Raw genomic sequence first — 17,772 nt, 5'->3', positions numbered from 1 at the left:
CCCGAGCGAGAGAAGAGCCGAGACAGCCATGGAGAAGTTCACCAGCCACACCGGCGTCGGCGTTCCGCTGCGTCGCAGCAACGTCGACACCGACCAGATCATCCCCGCCGTCTACCTCAAGCGCGTGACGCGCACGGGCTTCGAGGACGGCCTCTTCGCCGCCTGGCGCTCCGACCCGGAGTTCGTGCTCAACAAGGACGGCTTCAGCGCCGGCACCGTGCTGGTCGCCGGCCCCGACTTCGGCACCGGCTCCTCGCGGGAGCACGCGGTGTGGGCGCTGATGAACTACGGCTTCAAGGCCGTGATCAGCAGCAGGTTCGCCGACATCTTCCGCGGCAACTCCGGCAAGGCGGGGTTGGTCGCCGCCCAGGTCGACCAGAAGGTCGTCGAGCGGCTGTGGGCGCTGTTGGAGGCCGACCCGGGTGCCGAGGTGACCGTCGACCTGGAGGCCAGGACCGTTCGCGCGGGGGAGGGCCCCGACGCGGTCGAGGACTCCTTCGACATCGACGACTACACCCGGTGGCGGCTGCTCGAGGGCCTCGACGACATCGGCATCACGCTGGGTCACGACGACGACATCGCCGCGTACGAGGGCGGGCGACCCAGCCACAAGCCGGTGACCCGAGCGGCGGGCTGACCCGGACGCCGGCGGGGTCGGTAGCCACCCGGTCACGTTTCGTGCGCGCCTCCTGGCGGGCATCCTCTCGCGCACCTAGCGTGCGTGCCGTCAGGCGTCGTACGTGCCGAGTCGACCCCGAGCGAAGGAACCGCTGTGAACAAGTCCGAGCTGATCGAAGCGCTGTCCGAGCGGTTCGAGGGCAACCGCAAGCAGGCCGCGTACGCCCTGGAGTCCGTGCTCGACACCATCACGCGCGAGGTCGCGCGTGGCGAGAAGGTCGCGATCACCGGGTTCGGCTCCTTCGAGCGACGCATCCGCGAGGCCCGCTGGGTGCGCAACCCGCGCACGGGTGAGCGGGTGCAGTCCAAGGAGACGGCCGTGCCGCGCTTCAAGCCCGGCGCCGACCTCAAGGCCGTCGTCTCGGGCGCGAAGCAGCTGCCCTCGCTCGTCGCCGGCACCGTCTCGGACGCGGCCGCGGGTGTGGCGGCCGCTCCGGGCAAGGCGGCCGGTGCGGTGAAGACGATCGCGGGACGCGCGGGTTCGCAGGCCGACGACGGGCCCGTCAAGGATGCGGCCGCACGCGTGGAGAAGGCAGCCGGCGAGGTGCAGCGCCGGGCCGACGAGGCGACAGGCACCGCGAAGGCGTCGGAGCCGGCGAAGAAGGCTCCCGCGGCGAAGAAGGCTCCGGCCGCCAAGAAGGCGCCGACGAAGAAGGCTGCTGCGAAGAAGACGGCGGCCACGACGACCACGACGAAGAAGGCGACCGCGAAGAAGGCGCCGGCAAAGAAGACGCCTGCTTCCGACGCAGCCAAGAAGGCGACTCCGGCCGCCAAGACCGCGGCGAAGAAGACCCCAGGCTCCTCGGCCTCCACGGCATCGAAGGCGCCGGCGAAGAAGGCCCCGGCGAAGAAGGCTTCAGCCAAGAAGACGACTTCGAAGAGCGCTGCAGAGAAGACGGCCTCGGTCGAGTCCGCGCCCGCCGCGAAGGCGGCGGCCTCGAGCGGTGCCGCCCCGGCAGGTGACGCCGCCAAGACGTCGACCGCCAAGACGACGGCAAAGAAGTCGACGGCGAAGAAGACGACGGCCAAGACGACGGCGAAGACGACGGCCAAGACGACGGCGAAGAAGACGACGGCGAAGAAGACGACCGCGCCGTCGACCGCGACGACGTCGACGAGCTCCACCCCGTCCTCGACCGCCCCCGAGGCCGGGGCCACGACGGCGGGTCCGACCAGCGGGGAGACCAGCGCGCCCTCCTCGGAGTCCTGAGCAACGAGCCCTGACTGATCGGGGCACCGTGACGACCCGGCCTGCCGCGCGGGCCGGGTCGTCCTGCGTACGAGCGGGGCCGTCGGGCGTCGTCGGCGTGACCACGGCATGATGTGCGCACCAGCCGCCGGGACGCCCCGGCTGTCGTCGAGAGCGGGAGGTCGTAGATGGCGCGGGTAGCGGTGATGGGGTCCGGCTCCTGGGGCACGGCGTTCTCCCTGGTCCTGGCCGACGCGGGGCACGACATCACCATGTGGGCGCGGCGCGGGGAGCTCGCGACGGCGATCACCGAGACGCACCAGAATCCTGACTACCTGCCCGACGTCGACCTCGGCCCCGGTGTGCGTGGCACGACCGATCCCGCCGAGGCCTTGGCCGGCGCCGAGCACGTCATCCTCGCCGTGCCCTCGCAGAGCCTCCGCGACAACCTCGGCGACTGGGCCGACGCGATCCCGCCGCGGGCGTCGCTGGTCTCGCTGATGAAGGGTGTCGAGCTCGGCACCGTGCGTCGGATGAGCGAGGTCATCGCGGAGGTGACGGACGCGTCCCCCTCACGCATCGCGGTGGTCAGCGGTCCGAACCTCGCACGGGAGATCGCCGCCCGGGAGCCCGCGGCCAGCGTGGTGGCGTGCTCCTCGGAGGAGACCGCCCAGCAGCTGCAGCAGCTGGTGCACACGGCGCACTTCCGCCCCTACTGGTCCACCGACGTCGTCGGCTGCGAGCTCGGCGGGGCGTACAAGAACGTCGTCGCCCTCTGCGTCGGCATGGCGGTGGGTCTCGGGTTCGGTGACAACACCACCGCCTCATTGATCACCCGGGGTCTCGCCGAGACGGCGAGGCTCGGCCGTGCCGTGGGCGCCGACCCGATGACGCTGATGGGCCTGGCGGGGTTGGGCGACCTGGTCGCGACCTGTTCCTCGCCGCTCTCGCGCAACCGCACCTTCGGGGAGAAGCTCGGGCAGGGCATGACGACCGAGGAGATCTACGCCTCCACCCGGCAGGTAGCCGAGGGAGCGAAGTCGTGCTCGTCGCTGGTGCAGCTCGCCCACCGCGAGGGCGTGGAGTGCCCCATCGCCGAGCACGTCGACGCCGTGGTGCGCGGAGAGATCACCGCGACCGACATGGTGGGCAGCTTCGTCTCGCGCGACACCAAGCACGAGAAGGCCTGAGGGCCCGACCGGACCCGTTCAGGGCAGGCGGTCCAGCGCCCCGCTGACGTCGCGCCACAGGTCCTCGACGTCCTCCAGACCCACCGAGAGGCGCACGAGGCCCTCGGGGATCGTCTCGGCCTCCATCTTCCACCGGCGTCGGCGCTCCCAGGAGGACTCGACCCCGCCGAGGCTGGTGGCGTGGACGACCAGGGAGGAGTCGCGCACCAGCAGGTCGGCGCGGTCGGCGTCGGCGACCACGAGGGCGAGCATGGACCCCCAGCCGGGGTAGCGCACCTCGGTCACGGCCGGGTGGCCCGAGAGGCGTTCGGCGAGAGCGGTGGCGGTCTGCTCCGCACGGTCGAGCCGGACGGGCAGCGTACGCAGGCCGCGCAGCGCCAGCCAGGCCTCGAACGGGCCCGGCACCGCACCGATCAGGTCCCGGCGTCCCTTGAGCACGTCGAAGAGCTGGGGCCCCTCGCCCTCGGGGTCCTCGGGCACGACCAGCGCGCCCATCAGCAGGTCGGAGTGGCCGGCCACGAGCTTGGTGGCGGAGAGGACGACGATGTCCGCGCCCAGCTCGAGGGGACGCTGACGCATCGCGGTGGCGAAGGTGTTGTCGACGACCACCCGCGCCCCGGCGCCGTGGGCGACCTCGATGAGGGCCGGGAGGTCCAGCACCTCCATCGCGGGGTTCGAGGGGGACTCCAGCCACAAGATGGCGGCCTCCTCGCACGCGGCGCGTACGGCCTCGACGTCGGTGACGTCGACGAGATCGGTCTCGAGCCGGTCGCGGGCGGCGAGGTCACCCAGCTGGCCGATGGTGCCCGTGTACGCGTGCCGAGGGGCGACGACCTTCTCCCCGTTGCCGACGAGGTCGAGCACGCACGCGATCGCCGCCTGCCCGCTGGCGAACGAGAGGGCGCGTCCGCCTTCGAGGGCACCGAGGGCGTCCTCGAAGGCGGTCCAGGTGGGGTTGCCGTAGCGGCCGTACTCCGTCCCGCCGCCGGCGACGTACGTGCTCGCCATCGTGATCGGGGCGTTCAGCGGGGCGTCGGCGACCACGGCGGGGCGGCCTGCGGTCACGGCGAGGGTGTCGCGGTGCCGTGCGCCCGCGGCGGGGGTCGAGGAGGTGTCGCTCATGTCGCCACCGTAGGGAGGGACCGAGACCGCGCGGCGAGGCGGGGGAGCAGGCGCGCTCGCCGGTAGGCTGCGGCGCGATGGACGAGACCCCTCACCGCCCCCGTGTCGTCGTGGTCTTCGGCGGTCGTTCCGCCGAGCACGGCATCTCCTGCGTCTCCGCAGGCAACGTGTTGAAGGCGCTGGACCGCTCGGCGTACGACGTGGTCGCCGTCGGCATCGCACGCGACGGCACCTGGGTGCTGCTCGACGCCGACGGCGAGGGTCTGCAGCTCGGCGACGACGGGTCACTGCCCGAGGTGACGACCGAGGGTCGGCCCCGGGTGGCGCTGCAGCAGGGCACCGGCCACCTGGTGGCCGACGGCGCCGGGGTACCGGGGGAGGCCCTGGGGCCGATCGACGTCGTGTTCCCCGTGATGCACGGTGCGTACGGCCAGGACGGCACGCTCCAGGGCATGCTCGAGCTGGCCGGCGTGCGCTACGTCGGCGCGGGGGTGCTCGCCTCGGCGATCGGCACCGACAAGCACCAGACGAAGACGGTGCTGCGAGCCCATGGCATCCCGGTGCTGCCGTGGGAGCTGGTGCGTGCCGACGACTACGACCGTGACCCGGCGGGTGTCCGCGAGCGTGTGTCCGCGCTGGGTTTCCCCGTGTTCGTGAAGCCCTCGCGCGCCGGGTCGAGCTACGGGATCACGCGGGTGACGCACGAGGACGGGCTCGACGCGGCGATCGCTGCGGCGCGCGAGCACGACCCCAGGATCGTGGTCGAGGCCGCCGCGGCGGACGCGCGGGAGTTCGAGATCGGTGTGCTCCAGGGCCGGCGCGGTGCGCCGCCGGAGTGCAGCGTGCTGGCTGAGGTGCGTGTCGACGAGGGGTTCGACTTCTACGACTTCGAGGCGAAGTACCTCGCCGAGGAGCAGACCTCGCTCGACGTGCCCGCCGACGTGCCCGACGAGCTGGCGCTGGCCGCCCGCGAGTTGGGCGCGCGGGTCTTCACCGCCCTGGGCGTCGAGGGGCTCTCGCGGGTCGACTTCTTCTGCCTCGGCGAGGGTGAGCTGGTCGTGAACGAGATCGAGACCATGCCCGGCTTCACCTCGACGTCGATGTTCCCGCGGGTGTGGGACGCCTCGGGCGTGGACTACGCGACGTTGTGCGACCGCCTGGTGCAGCTGGCGCTCGAGCGCTCCGACGGGTTGCGCTGAGTCTCGTCGCGCGAGGCGAGCGGCGTCAGCCGACGAGCTGCGGGTGACCGCACTCCGGTGAGGCGACGCCGAGCAGGTCGGCCCCGGCGGTGCGTACGCCGAGCATCTTCGAGACCGGGACCAGCGCCTGGTTGACGTTGCTGACGACCGCTGCTGTCGAGGTACCGATGATGGATGAGCCCGCGGCGCTGAGGATCGGGTCTAGGTTGAGCTTCGCGAGATCTGCGTTCACTAGCGTCGTCTCCCTCGTGGACTCGAACAGTCCACCCAGGAGTCCGAGCAGCCTCGCCCGCACGATGACCTTCGCGGAACTGCCAGCTAGGTCGAGGCTGACGGACGGGATCGGTACTCCCACGGGGTCACCGCCTTCGCCGCTCGGCTGCACGGTCGTGTAGTCGTGAGGGGGCACCTCGTACCTGGTTGGCTCGGTCGCCGTATGAGGGGCCACGGTCAGGGACGCCCTGGCCGTAGCGCGCAGGTCGAGCTGCACCTCCACGGACACGACCGAGTTGACGACCCCGAAGAGGAGGCTGACCAATGAGTTCAGGGAGCTCGAAGGCAGGATGCTCGATGCTCCGCTGGTCGTGATGGTGCCTTTCACCCGGAACGGCAGCGACACGTTCGTCGTGAGCATCCGGGTGTCGATGAGCACGTCGATCCACTCGGAGTCCTCGGCGGTGCCGGCGCCGCACTTCGCGTCGACGAGCGTGCCCTCGGCCCCGGCGAGGCTGGCGTCGATGTGCAGCGTCGCGGCCTTGTTCGTGATGTCGTCGGGCCGCCCGACGTCGAAACTCGCGAGTTCGGCCAGAGACAGCTTGTTGGGCAGGTTGAAAGACAGGTCGGCGTTGAAGGCGACCTGCGCGGTGCTCGCCGTCGAGCCGATCGGGCCGCACGCCTGCTGCGGGGCCTCGATGGCTCGCAGGGCGATCTCGCCGTTCGCCACGTGCGGGGCCGACCACGCCACCCCGGTCTTGAGGAAGTTGTTGCCGTCGGAGACGAGCGCCTTGACGCCGAGCGCGACGGAGCCGAGCAGGTCGACGGCGTTGACGGTGCCCGCCAGCGCCGACCCGTCGCCGGCGCTGAGGATGTCGCCGAGGTTCACCGTGAGCCCGCTGGTGACCTGTCCTGCGAGCTGGGCCATCTGCCCCTGGGCGTACACGAGGCCGTTGCGGCCGAGCACCGTGGCGTACGCGCCGAACAGGTCACCGACGTCCAGCGCGTCCAGCGCCGCCAGCTCCTCCGCCGTGCCGGCGCCCAGCTCCGTGGCCAGCTCGCCGAGGCCGATCGAGCTGTTCAGCAGACCGTCGTAGCCGACGGCCTTCAGGTTCACGCCCAGCGCGTCGGAGATCATCGCGTTGAAGACGCCGATGACCGAGGAGTCTCCGGATCGCAGGGCGGCTGCGAAGGATCCGATCCTGAAGCAGGCGAACGTGGTCGCGCTGGCCAGGGAGGTACGCGCCGCCCCGCCGCGGGCGGTGGAGAACACGAAACCGACGACACCGCTGGCCACGACCTGCACGGCGTCCGGCACCTCGTCGTCGTCCACCTCGACGACGTTCCCTGCCCCGTCGACGACCGGAACGACGGCGCCCAGGGTGTCCTCGGTGAGCCGGACGAGCCGGCCCTCGAGCTCCGGGGTGTCCCCGATCGTGGTGTCGTTGCGGGCCACCGAGTCGGCGAGCACGTCGTCGAGCGGGTCCGGGGTCCCGGTGCCCAGCCGGATCTCGCCCGCCGTACGCCCGTCGAGAAGGCGAGCGGCATCCAGGGCCGCGACGTCGGCGAGCGCCTGCAGGTCGCTGCGCAGCACCCGCTGCATGCCCAGGTCCACCGCGAAGGACGCCGCGAGCACGATCAGGCTCATCAGGATGCCGACCATCACGGCCACACCGCCGCGCTCGTTCCGACGACGCGGTCGCCGCCGCCGCCGAGGTGACTGCGCCGGGCGCAGCCCCGCCCGGCTCACGAGGTCACCTTGGACACGGCCGTGTAGCTCAACGTGTCGGGGATCGCGAGGTCGGAGACCGGGAAGACGGGCTTGCTGGGGTCGGCGGTGTACGCGTACGTGACCGTCACGCAGATGCTGTCCGAGGGGCAGACCTCGGGGAGGGGCAGCGTGAAGCTGCAGGTGACGTACGCGCTGCCGCAGTCGGCTCCCAGCACGTCGGAGATGGCACGCGACGCGATGGCCTGGCGGTTGGCGGTGGGCGGGGCGACAGCGGCCGCGCGTGCCCCCTCGGCGGCGGCCTGGCTGACCGATTGCCGGAAGCTCAGCAGGAATCCGTAGCTGATGACGCCGAAGACGATGACGATGAGCGGGATCATGACCAGGGCGAACTCCACCGCGGCCGCACCCCGGTCCTGACCCGGTGCGGCGCGGCGTCGGTGGTCGCCCGTGCGTGCCATGTGGTGCCCCCCTCGCCAACCACCTGGCCGGTGGTTGGACTGCTCCGAGGGCCCCATCGGCAGATGACCGGCTGGCCTGAGGAGTTCGCGACCGGTGTGTCGGCCCGGACCAGACCAGTGGCTCATCCGGTCAGCCGGTCAGCCGGTCATCGGCAGGCAGGTCCGATCCGTCGCGTGTTGTCGGCGACGACGTCCGTGAGCTGGGCGAAGGCGGCCGCGGGTGGTCGCAGGTCGCCGGGCACGACGAGCTCGACGTACGGCGTGCGCGCGATCGTCGTCGCCACGACGTCGGCCCCGGTGTCCTCGATCGCGCTCTCGGGCACGTACCAGTCGATGTCGTTGACGGTCTGGCACGTCGAGAACGGGTCCAGCGCGGCCGGCTCGCGGACCCCGCAGCGCACGGTGATGCCCCCGTCGTACGCGGCCCCCGGCGCACCGTCCGCCTCGACGCGGGGCTGGTCGGAGAGCTCGTCGGGCAGGTCGGCGACGACGCCTCGGCACGCCTGGGCGGCGTCCGGCACGATCCCGTCACTCGGCAGGGTGACGGGGCCGCCGCAGCCGGCGAGGAGCACCACGACGAGGGCCGAGCCCGAGCACCTGCCTGCAGCAGCCTTCACGGAGGCGACGCTACAGGCGAGCCCGCGGCGTACGCGCCGTGGCGGCCTCGCCCGGACCCCGCTCGGATGAGACCATGCCGCTCGTGCCCGAGGAGACGAAGCAGACACCCAGTGCCGCCCAGACCGCGCCCCGATCGACGCTGCCGGAGACCGCGACGGTCCGGCAGATGGGGGAGTTCGGACTGATCGAGGCCCTGCGGGAGCGGTTCACCCAGGGCGAGCACGTGTTCCTCGGCCCGGGGGACGATGCCGCCGTCGTCCGCACCGCGGGCGGCCACGCGGTCGTGTCCACCGATCTGCTCGTCGAGGGCCAGCACTTCCGGCGGGACTGGGCCAGCGCCGCTGACGTCGGTCGCAAGGCCGTCGCCCAGAACGTCTCGGACATCAACGCGATGGGCGGTCGCGCGCACACGCTGGTGGTCGGGCTGGTGCTCCCCACGGACCTGCCCGCCGCCTGGGTCCTCGAGATGGCCGAGGGCATGGCGGCCGAGGCCGCCTCGGTCGGCGCGAGCATCGTCGGGGGCGACATCACGCAGGGTCGGGAGATCGTCCTCGCCGTCACCGTGCTGGGGGCGTGCGAGTCGGCTCCCGTCCGCCGCGACGGTGCCCGGGCCGGCGACGTGCTCGCGCTGGCCGGCCGGCAGGGATGGTCTGCCGCCGGCATGGCTGTGCTGGCGCGGGGCTTCCGCTCCCCGCGGGTCGTGGTCGAGGCGCACCGTCACCCGGAGCCCCCGTACGAGGCCGGTCCCACTGCAGCCCGTGAGGGCGCCTCGGCGATGATCGACGTCTCCGACGGACTCGTCGCGGACGTGGGTCACCTGGCCCACCAGTCCCAGGTGGCCATCGACATCCATGCCTCGTCCTTCGAGATCGACGAGCCTCTCCAGGCGGTGGGGTCGGCGCTCGGCTCGGACCCGCTGCGATTCATCCTCGCCGGCGGGGAGGACCACGCGCTCGTGGCGACTTTCCCGGCTGAGACGGAGCTGCCGGAGGGCTGGCGTCCCATCGGCCGGGTCATGCAGGGCTCCGGCGTCACGGTCGACGGTGAGGCGTACGCCGGCAGCGGCGGGCACCGCCACTTCTGACGCAGCTCCCAGGGCGCGAGACCCCGGTGGTCGGGGAGCGAGGCGCCGGCAACCCGGTGGTCGAGGTGCGAGGCGCCAGCCGAGCCGCGAGACCCGGTGACTTCTGAGACCGATCCACACACCCGTCTCATCATTCGAACACGCGTTCGAGAAACTGTCGGTGGTCGCACCTAGATTCATGCTCGTGACCAGCACCCACGACAGCGCCGAGGGATCAGGCGGATCGGGCACGCCCGCCGATCTGCTCGCGGCCGTGCGCGCCGGTGACCGGGCAGCTCGTGCTGGAGAGGTGGCCCGCGCCCGGGCGGTGCTGGCCTGGCTCGACGCTCACCCGGCGGAGTCGATCCGTGATGCGGCCGGTCACGGCCCGGACACCGGTGGCGCGCTCCACGGCGAACGTGCCCTGCTCCTCGGCGGGCCCGGGACCCCGATGATCGCCGAGTTCTGTGTGGCCGACCTCGGTGCCGCGCTCGGAACGACGACCGACTCCGCCCGGGTGCTGGCCTCGGACCTCCTCGAGCTGCGTCACCGTCTTCCCCAGGTCTGGGTGCGCGTCGAAGCGCTGGAGTTGCCGTTGTGGCGGGCCCGCCGCATCGCCACCCGCACCACCGTCCTCGACCTTGACCGGGCTGGTGCCGCGGACCGGTGGCTCGCTCTCAAGGCGCACCGGCTCGAGGTGCCCGCGGTGGACCGCACCCTCACCGGCCTGCTGCGCGTGCAGCAGGCCGAGGCGGAGCTTGTCCGTGAGGCCGGCGGTCTCGAGGCGCTGGCGCTGACCGACGCGACCACGGTGCACGAGCGTCTGCGCGAACAGACCCGCGCACTGTCCGAGGCGGCCGCAAAGCTGCGGAACCAGCAGCACGTGCGGATCGCGCTTCCGGTGCAGAACCGGTCCGGGTCACCCACCGCCGAAGACCTCGCCGGGCTGGCGTGGGTCGACGGGCGTATCGATGCTCTCGACGCAGCCGATCTCGACACCTCCCTGGACCTCATCGCCACCCGCCTCGCTGCCACCGCACCGGCTCACACCAGCGACGGGTGTCTCCGCGCCCAGGCGCTGGGGGTCCTCGCTCGCGGGGAACTCGTCCTCCCCTACGACACCAGCGACGCCGATGCCGCAGGGATGCCGACCGACGGTGCCGAGCGGATCATCGACCGCGAGCACCGCACTCGCGCGACCCGCGAGCTCGTGCTCCACGTCCACCTCTCCGCCGCCGCCCTCACCGGCAACAGCGCCCGTGCCGCCCCTGGCCCAGACGGGCTCATGCACGCGGCCGGGTTGGCGACCATCGAGTCCGGCCCCGTACGCCTGGTCGACGTCGAGACCGTCCGGGCCTGGGCCCACGCCGCCCTGACCGACACCGGCCCCACCGCCGGACAGACCCGCCTGACCATCCGGCCCGTCCTCGACCTCAACGAAGAACGCACGAGCACCGGGTACACCCCCGGGACCCGGCTCCGCGAGCAGATGATCCTGCGCGACCGCACGTGTGTGTTCCCGCACTGCCACCGCCCCGCCCGCGCAGCCGACCTCGACCACATCGACAGGTGGCGACCACCGGACCCCGGCGGCCAGGACCCCGACCCGCACGACATGCCTCAGACGTGCACCGACAACCTCGCCGCGCTCTGCCGCTTCCACCACCGCCTCAAGACCCACAGCGGCTGGACCTACCGGCGCACCGGACCACCCACGTCACCCACCTACGAGTGGCGCTCACCCACCGGCCGGATCTACCGCCGCGGACCCGACGGAGACATCGACGACCTCGGCCCCGCCAGCCACCCGGCCCACTCAAGCCACCGGTCTGACGTCTACCCGCGCTCGAGGTTCCGCGTCGGACGCACGGCTGACCTCGCAGACGTAGACCTGCAGTGACACGGCTCAGGCCCCCGTCCCGAATGGGGACGAGGGCCTGGAGGTGTGGTGCTGCGGTCGCGCGCTCTCAGAGCGCCGGCAACTCGATCAGCGAGTGACCTTGCCGGACTTCAGGCAGCCGGTGCACACGTTGAGTCGCTTGGGGGCGCCGTTGACGGTGGCGCGCACACGCTGGATGTTGGGGTTGAAGCGGCGCTTCGTGATCTTGCGCGACCACGGCCGGTTGTTGCCGAAGCCGGGCTTCTTGGCGCAGATGTCGCAGACGGCAGCCATGGAGGACTCCTGGAGATCGAGGTCGAGATGAGGGGGCCGGGCGCACCCGTCGGTGACGACGGCCCAGGCAACCGCACAAGACTAACCGATGCCGCACCTCCGGCACGAATCCTGGTCGTCCTCCACACGGGGGCGGCGTACGGGCTCGGCGCGACCTGTGAGCGTCGGTGCGGTTCGGTACGTTCGTGCCTCGTCCGCGGCCACGGGGCGTCGTCACGGTCCGAGGGTCCACGAGAGCCCACGAGAGCACAGGGAGGACATGGTGTCGACACAGCCCGGCGCACCGGTGTTCGCCCTGAGGACGGTCAGGGCGTTCTGCGACGCCGCTGTGGCGGATCTCGGTGCCGCCCGCGAGGAGATCGACGCGCTCAACATCTATCCGGTGCCGGACGGCGACACGGGCACCAACATGTTCCTCACCTTCCAAGCGGGTCGTGACGCGCTGCGCGCCCACGCCGAGGAGCAGACCTCCGCAGAGCCCGACGTCGGGGGCGCACTGCAGGCTCTCGGCCGGGGTGCACTGCTCGGTGCGCGCGGCAACTCAGGGGTGATCACCGCTCAGCTCGTGGGTGCCTTCGCACGCCGCGTGGCCCGCGGTCATGCCGACCAGGAGTCGCCGAACGTCTTCGCGGAGGCCATGGTCGAGGCCGCCGACGCGGCGTACGAGGCCGTCTCCGATCCCGTCGAAGGCACCATCTTGAGCGTGGCGCGGGCGGCCGCGGATGCAGCGAGGCAGACGGCCACGTCCGGGGCCGAGCTGTCCGAGGTCATCGCCGCGACCGCCGCGGCCGCGCGACAGGCGTTGCAACGTACGCCCGAGCAGCTGGAGGTGCTGTCCCGCGCGGGCGTGGTCGATGCCGGCGGACGTGGACTGTGCGTGCTGCTCGACGCGGCCGAGACCACGGTGACCGGCCGCCGGCCTCCCGAGGCGCCCGACCGTTTGCGCACCAGGTCGATCCCGGTGCCTCAGCACGCCGGAACCCCTGAGCACCCCGACGGCCACCGGCTCGGTGACCACGGTCCGGCGTACGAGGTGATGTACCTGCTCGACGCGGCCGACGAGGCGATCCCCTCGCTGCGCCGCGCCCTCGCGCCCTTGGGCGACTCCCTGGTCGTGGTCGGGGGCGACCGCCTGTGGAACGTGCACGTGCACGTCGATGACGTCGGCGCCGCGATCGAGGCCGGGATCGCTGCAGGCACGCCCCGACGCATCCGTGTCACGCACTTCGCCGAGCAGGTGGCCCTCGCCGCGCAGCGGAGCGAAGGACGCTCCGGCGGCACCGGCCGCCCCGGCGCCGGGAGCACCGGTGTGGCCCACGGGGCAGATCGCGCGAGCCGGCCCTCCGGCACACCGACCCGCGCTGTGGTGGCCTTCGCCTTCGGCGACGGTCTCGCCGCGCTGTTCGACGAGGCCGGGGCGCACGTCGTCAGCACCGTCGAGCACCGTCGCCCCTCGGTCGCCGAGCTGGTGGAGGCCATCAGGACCACCGGCGCCGGCGAGGTGCTGCTCCTGCCCAACGACAGCGACACGGTCGGGGTGGCGGACATCGCCGCCCGCACGGTCGAGGAGAGCCACGACGTCCGCATCAGCGTCGTGCCCTCGCGTACGCAGGTGCAGGGGCTCGCCGCCCTCGCCGTGCACGAGCCCGGCCGGGGCTTCGACGCCGACCTCGTCGCCATGGTCGCGGCGTCGCGGGCCGTACGCCACGGCGCCGTTACCGTCGCGGCACGGCAGGCGATGACCACCGCAGGACCCTGCGAGCCGGGCGACGCGCTGGGCGTCATCGGCGGTGACTTCGCCGTGGTGGGCGACCACATCGAGACCGTCGCCGTCGAGGTCGTCGACCGGCTGATCGGCGCCGGCGGTGAGCTGGTCACGCTGGTCGCGGGCGCCGAGGGAGAGGGTCTGGCCCAGCACTGCGCCGACCACCTCGCCCAGCACCACCCGACCGTCGACGTCGCGGTCTACGAGGGCGGGCAGCCGCGCTACCCGCTGCTGGTGGGGGTGGAGTGAGATGACCGCCGACCGGGCCGACGCGGGCAGGGGCGTCACGAGCAGGGGCGTCACGATGGACTCGCGCCTGGACACGGTCGCCGCGACGCTGGCCCGCAAGCTGCGCAAGGCGTACGACTGGAGCACCGTCGGCGACCTGTTGACCCACTACCCCCGCACCTACGTCCGCAAGGGCGACGTCTCCGACCTCGACCACCTGCGCGAGGGCGACCTCATCGCGTTCGTCGGCCGCGTCGTCTCGGCCACGGTGAAGAGCTTCTCCAACCCCCGGGGCCCCGGGCTCGCCTACCGCGTCGAGGCGTACGTCGAGGCCTCCGGCGGTCGGCTCGGTGTCACGTTCTTCGCCAAGCACGAGGGCCAGGCCGACTGGCGCGCCAAGGACCTGCTCAAGCACGAGACCTGCTTCGTCCAGGGCAAGGTCAAGCAGTTCAACAACACCTGGCAGCTGACCCACCCCGTGGTCGAGCCGCTGGGCGCCGACGGCACCTCCGAGGGCCTCGACGCCGAGCGTGAACGTGCCGACTACCCCGACCTGCGTCCGGTCTACCGGCTCGCCGGCGGCATCGACCACTCCGAGCTCGTCCGCACCGTGAAGTTCGCGCTCGACGTGCTCGATCCCGAGCCCGACCCGCTGCCGGAGCCGATCCGAGAAGAGCTCGGACTGGTCAGTCGCGACCAGGCGCTGCGCTGGATCCACCGCAGCGAGGACTGGCCCCAGCAGCGTGCCGCACGAGCCCGGCTGGCCTTCGACGAGGCGTTGACCGCGCAGACCCTGCTCGTGCAACGCCGGCGGGCCAGGGCGGCCAGCGCGGCGACGGCGCGCCCCGGTCATCCGGACGCCGGCCGGGGTGGGGGCATCCTCGCTGCCTTCGACGCGCGGCTGCCGTTCGAGCTCACCGAGGGACAGCGTCGCGTCGGCGCCCAGATCGCCGAGGAGCTCGCAGCCGCCTCACCGATGCACCGCATGCTGCAGGGGGAGGTCGGGTCCGGCAAGACCCTCGTGGCCCTGCGCGCCATGCTCCAGGTCGTCGACTCGGGAGGACAGGCCGTCCTCCTCGCCCCGACCGAGGTGCTCGCCCAGCAGCACGCCCGGTCGTTGCGGCAGATGCTCGGCGACCTCGCCGAGGGGGGACGGCTGGGAGCGGCCGAGGCGGCCACCCAGCTGGTGCTGCTGACGGGCTCCCTGTCGGCCGCGGAACGCCGCACGGCGCTGCTGGCAGCGGCCTCGGGCGAGGCAGGTCTGGTCGTCGGCACGCACGCGCTGCTCGGTGAGCAGGTGCAGCTGGCCGACCTCGGGCTCGTGGTCGTCGACGAGCAGCACCGCTTCGGTGTCGAGCAGCGCGCGGCGTTGGGCACCAAGTCGGACTCGACGCCGCACACACTGGTGATGAGCGCGACGCCGATCCCGCGCACCCTGGCGATGACGGTCTTCGGTGACCTCGAGGTCTCCACGCTCACCGAGCTGCCGGCGGGCCGGCAGCCGATCCAGACGGTCGTCATCGAGACGCAGCAGGGGGGCAACGGCCACTGGCTCGAGCGGGCGTGGCAGCGCATCCGCGAGGAGGTCGCGGCAGGACAGCAGGCGTACGTCGTGTGCCCCCGCGTCTCCGCCGAGACCGGCCCGGGAGGCGCTGCGGTCGAGACGTGGGCACCGCAGCTGGCCTCGGGACAGCTGGCCGACGTGCGCGTCGCGCCGCTGCACGGCCAGATGCCGGCCGCCGACAAGGACGCCACGATGAGCGCGTTCGCCGAGGGTCTGATCGACGTGCTCGTCGCGACCACGGTCGTCGAGGTCGGTGTCGACGTCGCCGCGGCCACGGTCATGGTCGTGCTCGACGCCGACATGTTCGGGGTCTCGCAGCTGCACCAGCTCCGCGGCCGCGTCGGCCGCGGCTCGCAGCAGGGCCTCTGCCTGCTGGTCACCGGGGCCGAGGGCACCGAGGAGACCAACCGGTCCCTGGCCCGCATCCACGAGGTGGCCCGCACCGAGGACGGCTTCGCCCTGTCCCGGTTCGACCTCTCCCAGCGCAGCGAGGGCGACGTGCTCGGCGCCTCCCAGTCCGGTCGCGCCTCCTCGCTGCGGCTGCTCAAGGTGCTCGACGACGAACCCCTGATCAAGGCCGCGCGGCGCGCCGCCGAGCGCATCCTCGACGCCGACCCGCACCTGACCGAGCACCCGGTGCTCGCCGCGCACGTGCGGGCCGTCGAGGAGGCGCAGGTCGCCGACTACGTGGAGCGGTCGTGACCCGGGTCATCGCCGGGACGGCCGGTGGGCGCCCGCTGCGTACGCCCCCCGGGCAGGGCACCCGCCCCACCTCGGACCGGGTGCGCGAGTCGTTGTTCGGATCGTTGGAGGCGCGTCTCGGGGGTTTCGACGGCCTCCACGTCCTCGACCTGTACGCCGGCTCCGGCGCCCTCGGGCTCGAGGCCCTCTCCCGCGGGGCGGCCTCCGCGACGCTGGTGGAGAAGGACCGACGGGCAGCCGAGGTGGCACGGGCGAACGTCCGGTCGCTGCGTCTGCCGGGCAGCGCCTCCGTCAGGCCGATGGGCGTCCGACGGTTCCTCTGCGACGACGCGGCCCGGCCCGAGGAGGTCGTGGCCGCGGGTGGCTACGACCTCGTGTTCTGCGACCCGCCGTACAAGCTGGAGGAGGACGAGCTGACCGCCGACCTCACGGCGCTCCGGCCACTCCTGGCACCCGAGGCCGTCGTCGTCGTGGAGCGGTCCAGCCGCTCCGCCGACCCGCAGTGGCCCGAGCGGTTCACCGCGGCGAAGGTCCGGCGGTACGGCGAGACGGCGCTGCACCTGGCAGTGTGGGAACCATGAGCGTCACCTCGCCCCGGGACGACCTCGACGGTGACTCCTCGGCGCGCACCGTGGTGTGTCCGGGGTCCTTCGACCCGGTGCACCTCGGCCACCTCGACGTCATCGAGCGGGCGAGCCGACTCTTCGACCGCGTCGTCGTGGCCATCGGCGTCAACCCCGACAAGCCGCAAGGACGCCGGCTGCTCGACGACGAGGGCCGCCTGGCGCTGCTCCGGGAGACGACCGCGCACCTGGACCGGGTCGAGGTGGCGGGCTTCACCGGCCTGCTGACCGACTTCTGCCACGACGTCGGGGCCCGCGCGGTGGTCAAGGGCGTACGGTCCGGCACCGACATCGAGGTCGAGACCCGCATGGCCCACATGAACCAGCACGTCGCAGGCATCGACACGCTGCTGCTCCCGACCGCGCCGCACCTGTCGTTCGTCTCCTCCAGCCTGGTCAAGGAGGTGCACGGGCTCGGGGGAGACGTCTCGCAGCTGGTGCCGCCGGCGGTCCTCACCGTGCTGCGGCAACGACTCGGCTGACATCGGTTGGCCCCGCCATCGTTTTGCCCGCCCGGGGCCCGGACCGGTAACGTGGTCCTGTTGCGGATCGCGCCGGCGCTGCTGCTCCTTCTCCGGAGCCTGTCGCCGCGGCGCGAAGTCGCCGCCCACCGTCCTCGATGAACGAACAGGCAGATGTCCACGCCGTCTCCGCTCGACCCCCGCGACCCGCTGGTGCTCGACACCAGCGAGCTCGGTCGCCGACCCGGCACGCAGCGCGAGCGCACGCTCACCGTGCCCGCGCCGGCCGACCTGGGCATCGAGGTCATCGGCGTGCCCGAGGGGTCACCGGTCGAGCTGCAGCTGCGGCTCGAGGCCGTCATGGAGGGTGTCCTCGTCACCGGTTCGGCGGCCGTGCACCTCGAGGGTGAGTGCGCACGCTGCGTCACCGAGATCAGCGACGACGTGGAGCTGGACTACCAGGAGCTCTACGTCTACGACCGCGACGACCGGCGTGACGACGAGGACGACGACGACACCCTCCCGATGGACGGCGACCTGCTCAGCCTGGAGCCTCTCCTGCGCGACACCGTCGTGCTGCAGCTACCCTTCCAACCGCTGTGCGAGCCCGACTGCCCAGGGCTGTGCGCCGAGTGCGGCGCCCGCCTGGCCGACGACCCCGACCACGACCACGGCGACGCGGTCGACATCAGGCTCGCCGGGCTGGCCGAGCTGAAGGACCGCCTGACCGGCGGCTCCTGAGCCGCACCCGCGCGGCACCCACCCCAGACACGCACCAGACGCACCAGACGCAC

General features: G+C 72.4%; 16 protein-coding genes. 11 read left to right on the top strand and 5 right to left on the bottom strand.

The features are described from left to right. The first annotated feature begins 28 nt into the window (after nucleotides 1-28). The 3 genes from leuD to KLP28_01270 all read left to right on the top strand — a co-directional run bounded on the left by leuD (nucleotide 29) and on the right by KLP28_01270 (nucleotide 3,057). Nucleotides 29-637 carry a 3-isopropylmalate dehydratase small subunit gene (gene leuD, locus KLP28_01280; protein QWC85447.1) on the top strand — a complete coding sequence of 203 codons (609 nt, stop codon included), beginning with the start codon at nucleotides 29-31 and terminating at the stop codon, nucleotides 635-637. 135 nt (nucleotides 638-772) lie between these two features. Beyond that, a complete protein-coding gene (locus tag KLP28_01275) occupies nucleotides 773-1,888 on the top strand; it encodes an HU family DNA-binding protein (GenBank protein ID QWC85446.1) in 1,116 nt (371 codons plus the stop codon). 167 nt (nucleotides 1,889-2,055) lie between these two features. Beyond that, nucleotides 2,056-3,057, top strand: coding sequence for an NAD(P)-dependent glycerol-3-phosphate dehydrogenase (locus tag KLP28_01270; protein QWC85445.1), 1,002 nt, complete (start codon nucleotides 2,056-2,058; stop codon nucleotides 3,055-3,057). A gap of 18 nt (nucleotides 3,058-3,075) precedes the next feature. Here the strand turns inward: KLP28_01270 and KLP28_01265 are convergent, their stop codons facing one another. Continuing rightward, a complete protein-coding gene (locus KLP28_01265; protein QWC85444.1) occupies nucleotides 3,076-4,179 on the bottom strand; it encodes a PLP-dependent transferase in 1,104 nt (367 codons plus the stop codon). Between the two features lie 77 nt (nucleotides 4,180-4,256). Between KLP28_01265 and KLP28_01260 the strand changes: the two genes are divergently transcribed. Beyond that, the gene (locus KLP28_01260) at nucleotides 4,257-5,378 is read left to right on the top strand and encodes a D-alanine--D-alanine ligase (protein QWC85443.1); all 1,122 of its coding nucleotides are present in this window, start codon (nucleotides 4,257-4,259) and stop codon (nucleotides 5,376-5,378) included. A gap of 25 nt (nucleotides 5,379-5,403) precedes the next feature. Here KLP28_01260 and KLP28_01255 read toward each other — a convergent pair whose 3' ends face one another. From KLP28_01255 to KLP28_01245, 3 genes are all read right to left on the bottom strand, one after another. Continuing rightward, the gene (locus KLP28_01255) at nucleotides 5,404-7,263 is read right to left on the bottom strand and encodes a hypothetical protein (protein QWC85442.1); all 1,860 of its coding nucleotides are present in this window, start codon (nucleotides 7,261-7,263) and stop codon (nucleotides 5,404-5,406) included. 74 nt (nucleotides 7,264-7,337) lie between these two features. Beyond that, nucleotides 7,338-7,781 (bottom strand): pilus assembly protein, encoded by a 444-nt coding sequence (locus tag KLP28_01250; protein QWC85441.1) that lies wholly within the window; start codon nucleotides 7,779-7,781, stop codon nucleotides 7,338-7,340. Between the two features lie 146 nt (nucleotides 7,782-7,927). Beyond that, complete coding sequence (locus tag KLP28_01245) at nucleotides 7,928-8,398, bottom strand: DUF3515 domain-containing protein (protein ID QWC85440.1); 471 nt, start codon at nucleotides 8,396-8,398, stop codon at nucleotides 7,928-7,930. Nucleotides 8,399-8,472: 74 nt separating this feature from the next. Between KLP28_01245 and KLP28_01240 the strand changes: the two genes are divergently transcribed. Both KLP28_01240 and KLP28_01235 read left to right on the top strand, forming a co-directional pair. Continuing rightward, the gene (locus tag KLP28_01240) at nucleotides 8,473-9,483 is read left to right on the top strand and encodes a thiamine-phosphate kinase (protein ID QWC85439.1); all 1,011 of its coding nucleotides are present in this window, start codon (nucleotides 8,473-8,475) and stop codon (nucleotides 9,481-9,483) included. A 184-nt stretch (nucleotides 9,484-9,667) separates the two neighbouring features. Further along, nucleotides 9,668-11,362 (top strand): HNH endonuclease, encoded by a 1,695-nt coding sequence (locus tag KLP28_01235; GenBank protein QWC85438.1) that lies wholly within the window; start codon nucleotides 9,668-9,670, stop codon nucleotides 11,360-11,362. An 87-nt stretch (nucleotides 11,363-11,449) separates the two neighbouring features. Here KLP28_01235 and rpmB read toward each other — a convergent pair whose 3' ends face one another. Continuing rightward, a complete protein-coding gene (gene rpmB, locus KLP28_01230; GenBank protein QWC85437.1) occupies nucleotides 11,450-11,635 on the bottom strand; it encodes a 50S ribosomal protein L28 in 186 nt (61 codons plus the stop codon). A gap of 259 nt (nucleotides 11,636-11,894) precedes the next feature. Between rpmB and KLP28_01225 the strand changes: the two genes are divergently transcribed. From KLP28_01225 to KLP28_01205, 5 genes are all read left to right on the top strand, one after another. After that, nucleotides 11,895-13,649, top strand: a complete 1,755-nt coding sequence (locus KLP28_01225; GenBank protein QWC85436.1) for a DAK2 domain-containing protein — start codon at nucleotides 11,895-11,897, stop codon at nucleotides 13,647-13,649. A gap of 55 nt (nucleotides 13,650-13,704) precedes the next feature. After that, nucleotides 13,705-15,894, top strand: a complete 2,190-nt coding sequence (locus KLP28_01220) for an ATP-dependent DNA helicase RecG (protein ID QWC85435.1) — start codon at nucleotides 13,705-13,707, stop codon at nucleotides 15,892-15,894. After that, nucleotides 15,891-16,475, top strand: coding sequence for a 16S rRNA (guanine(966)-N(2))-methyltransferase RsmD (gene rsmD, locus KLP28_01215; protein ID QWC85434.1), 585 nt, complete (start codon nucleotides 15,891-15,893; stop codon nucleotides 16,473-16,475). Before KLP28_01220 ends, rsmD begins: the two co-directional genes overlap by 4 nt. Further along, a complete protein-coding gene (gene coaD, locus KLP28_01210) occupies nucleotides 16,472-16,999 on the top strand; it encodes a pantetheine-phosphate adenylyltransferase (GenBank protein QWC85433.1) in 528 nt (175 codons plus the stop codon). Before rsmD ends, coaD begins: the two co-directional genes overlap by 4 nt. A gap of 153 nt (nucleotides 17,000-17,152) precedes the next feature. Beyond that, nucleotides 17,153-17,719, top strand: coding sequence for a DUF177 domain-containing protein (locus KLP28_01205; GenBank protein ID QWC85432.1), 567 nt, complete (start codon nucleotides 17,153-17,155; stop codon nucleotides 17,717-17,719). The last annotated feature ends 53 nt before the right edge of the window (nucleotides 17,720-17,772 follow it).

It is taken from the genome of Nocardioidaceae bacterium (genome assembly GCA_018672315.1).
In the GTDB taxonomy this organism is placed as follows: domain Bacteria; phylum Actinomycetota; class Actinomycetes; order Propionibacteriales; family Nocardioidaceae; genus TYQ2.
The sequence above is the reverse complement of the archived record's forward strand: the minus strand, read 5'-3'. Positions and strand labels throughout refer to the sequence as shown.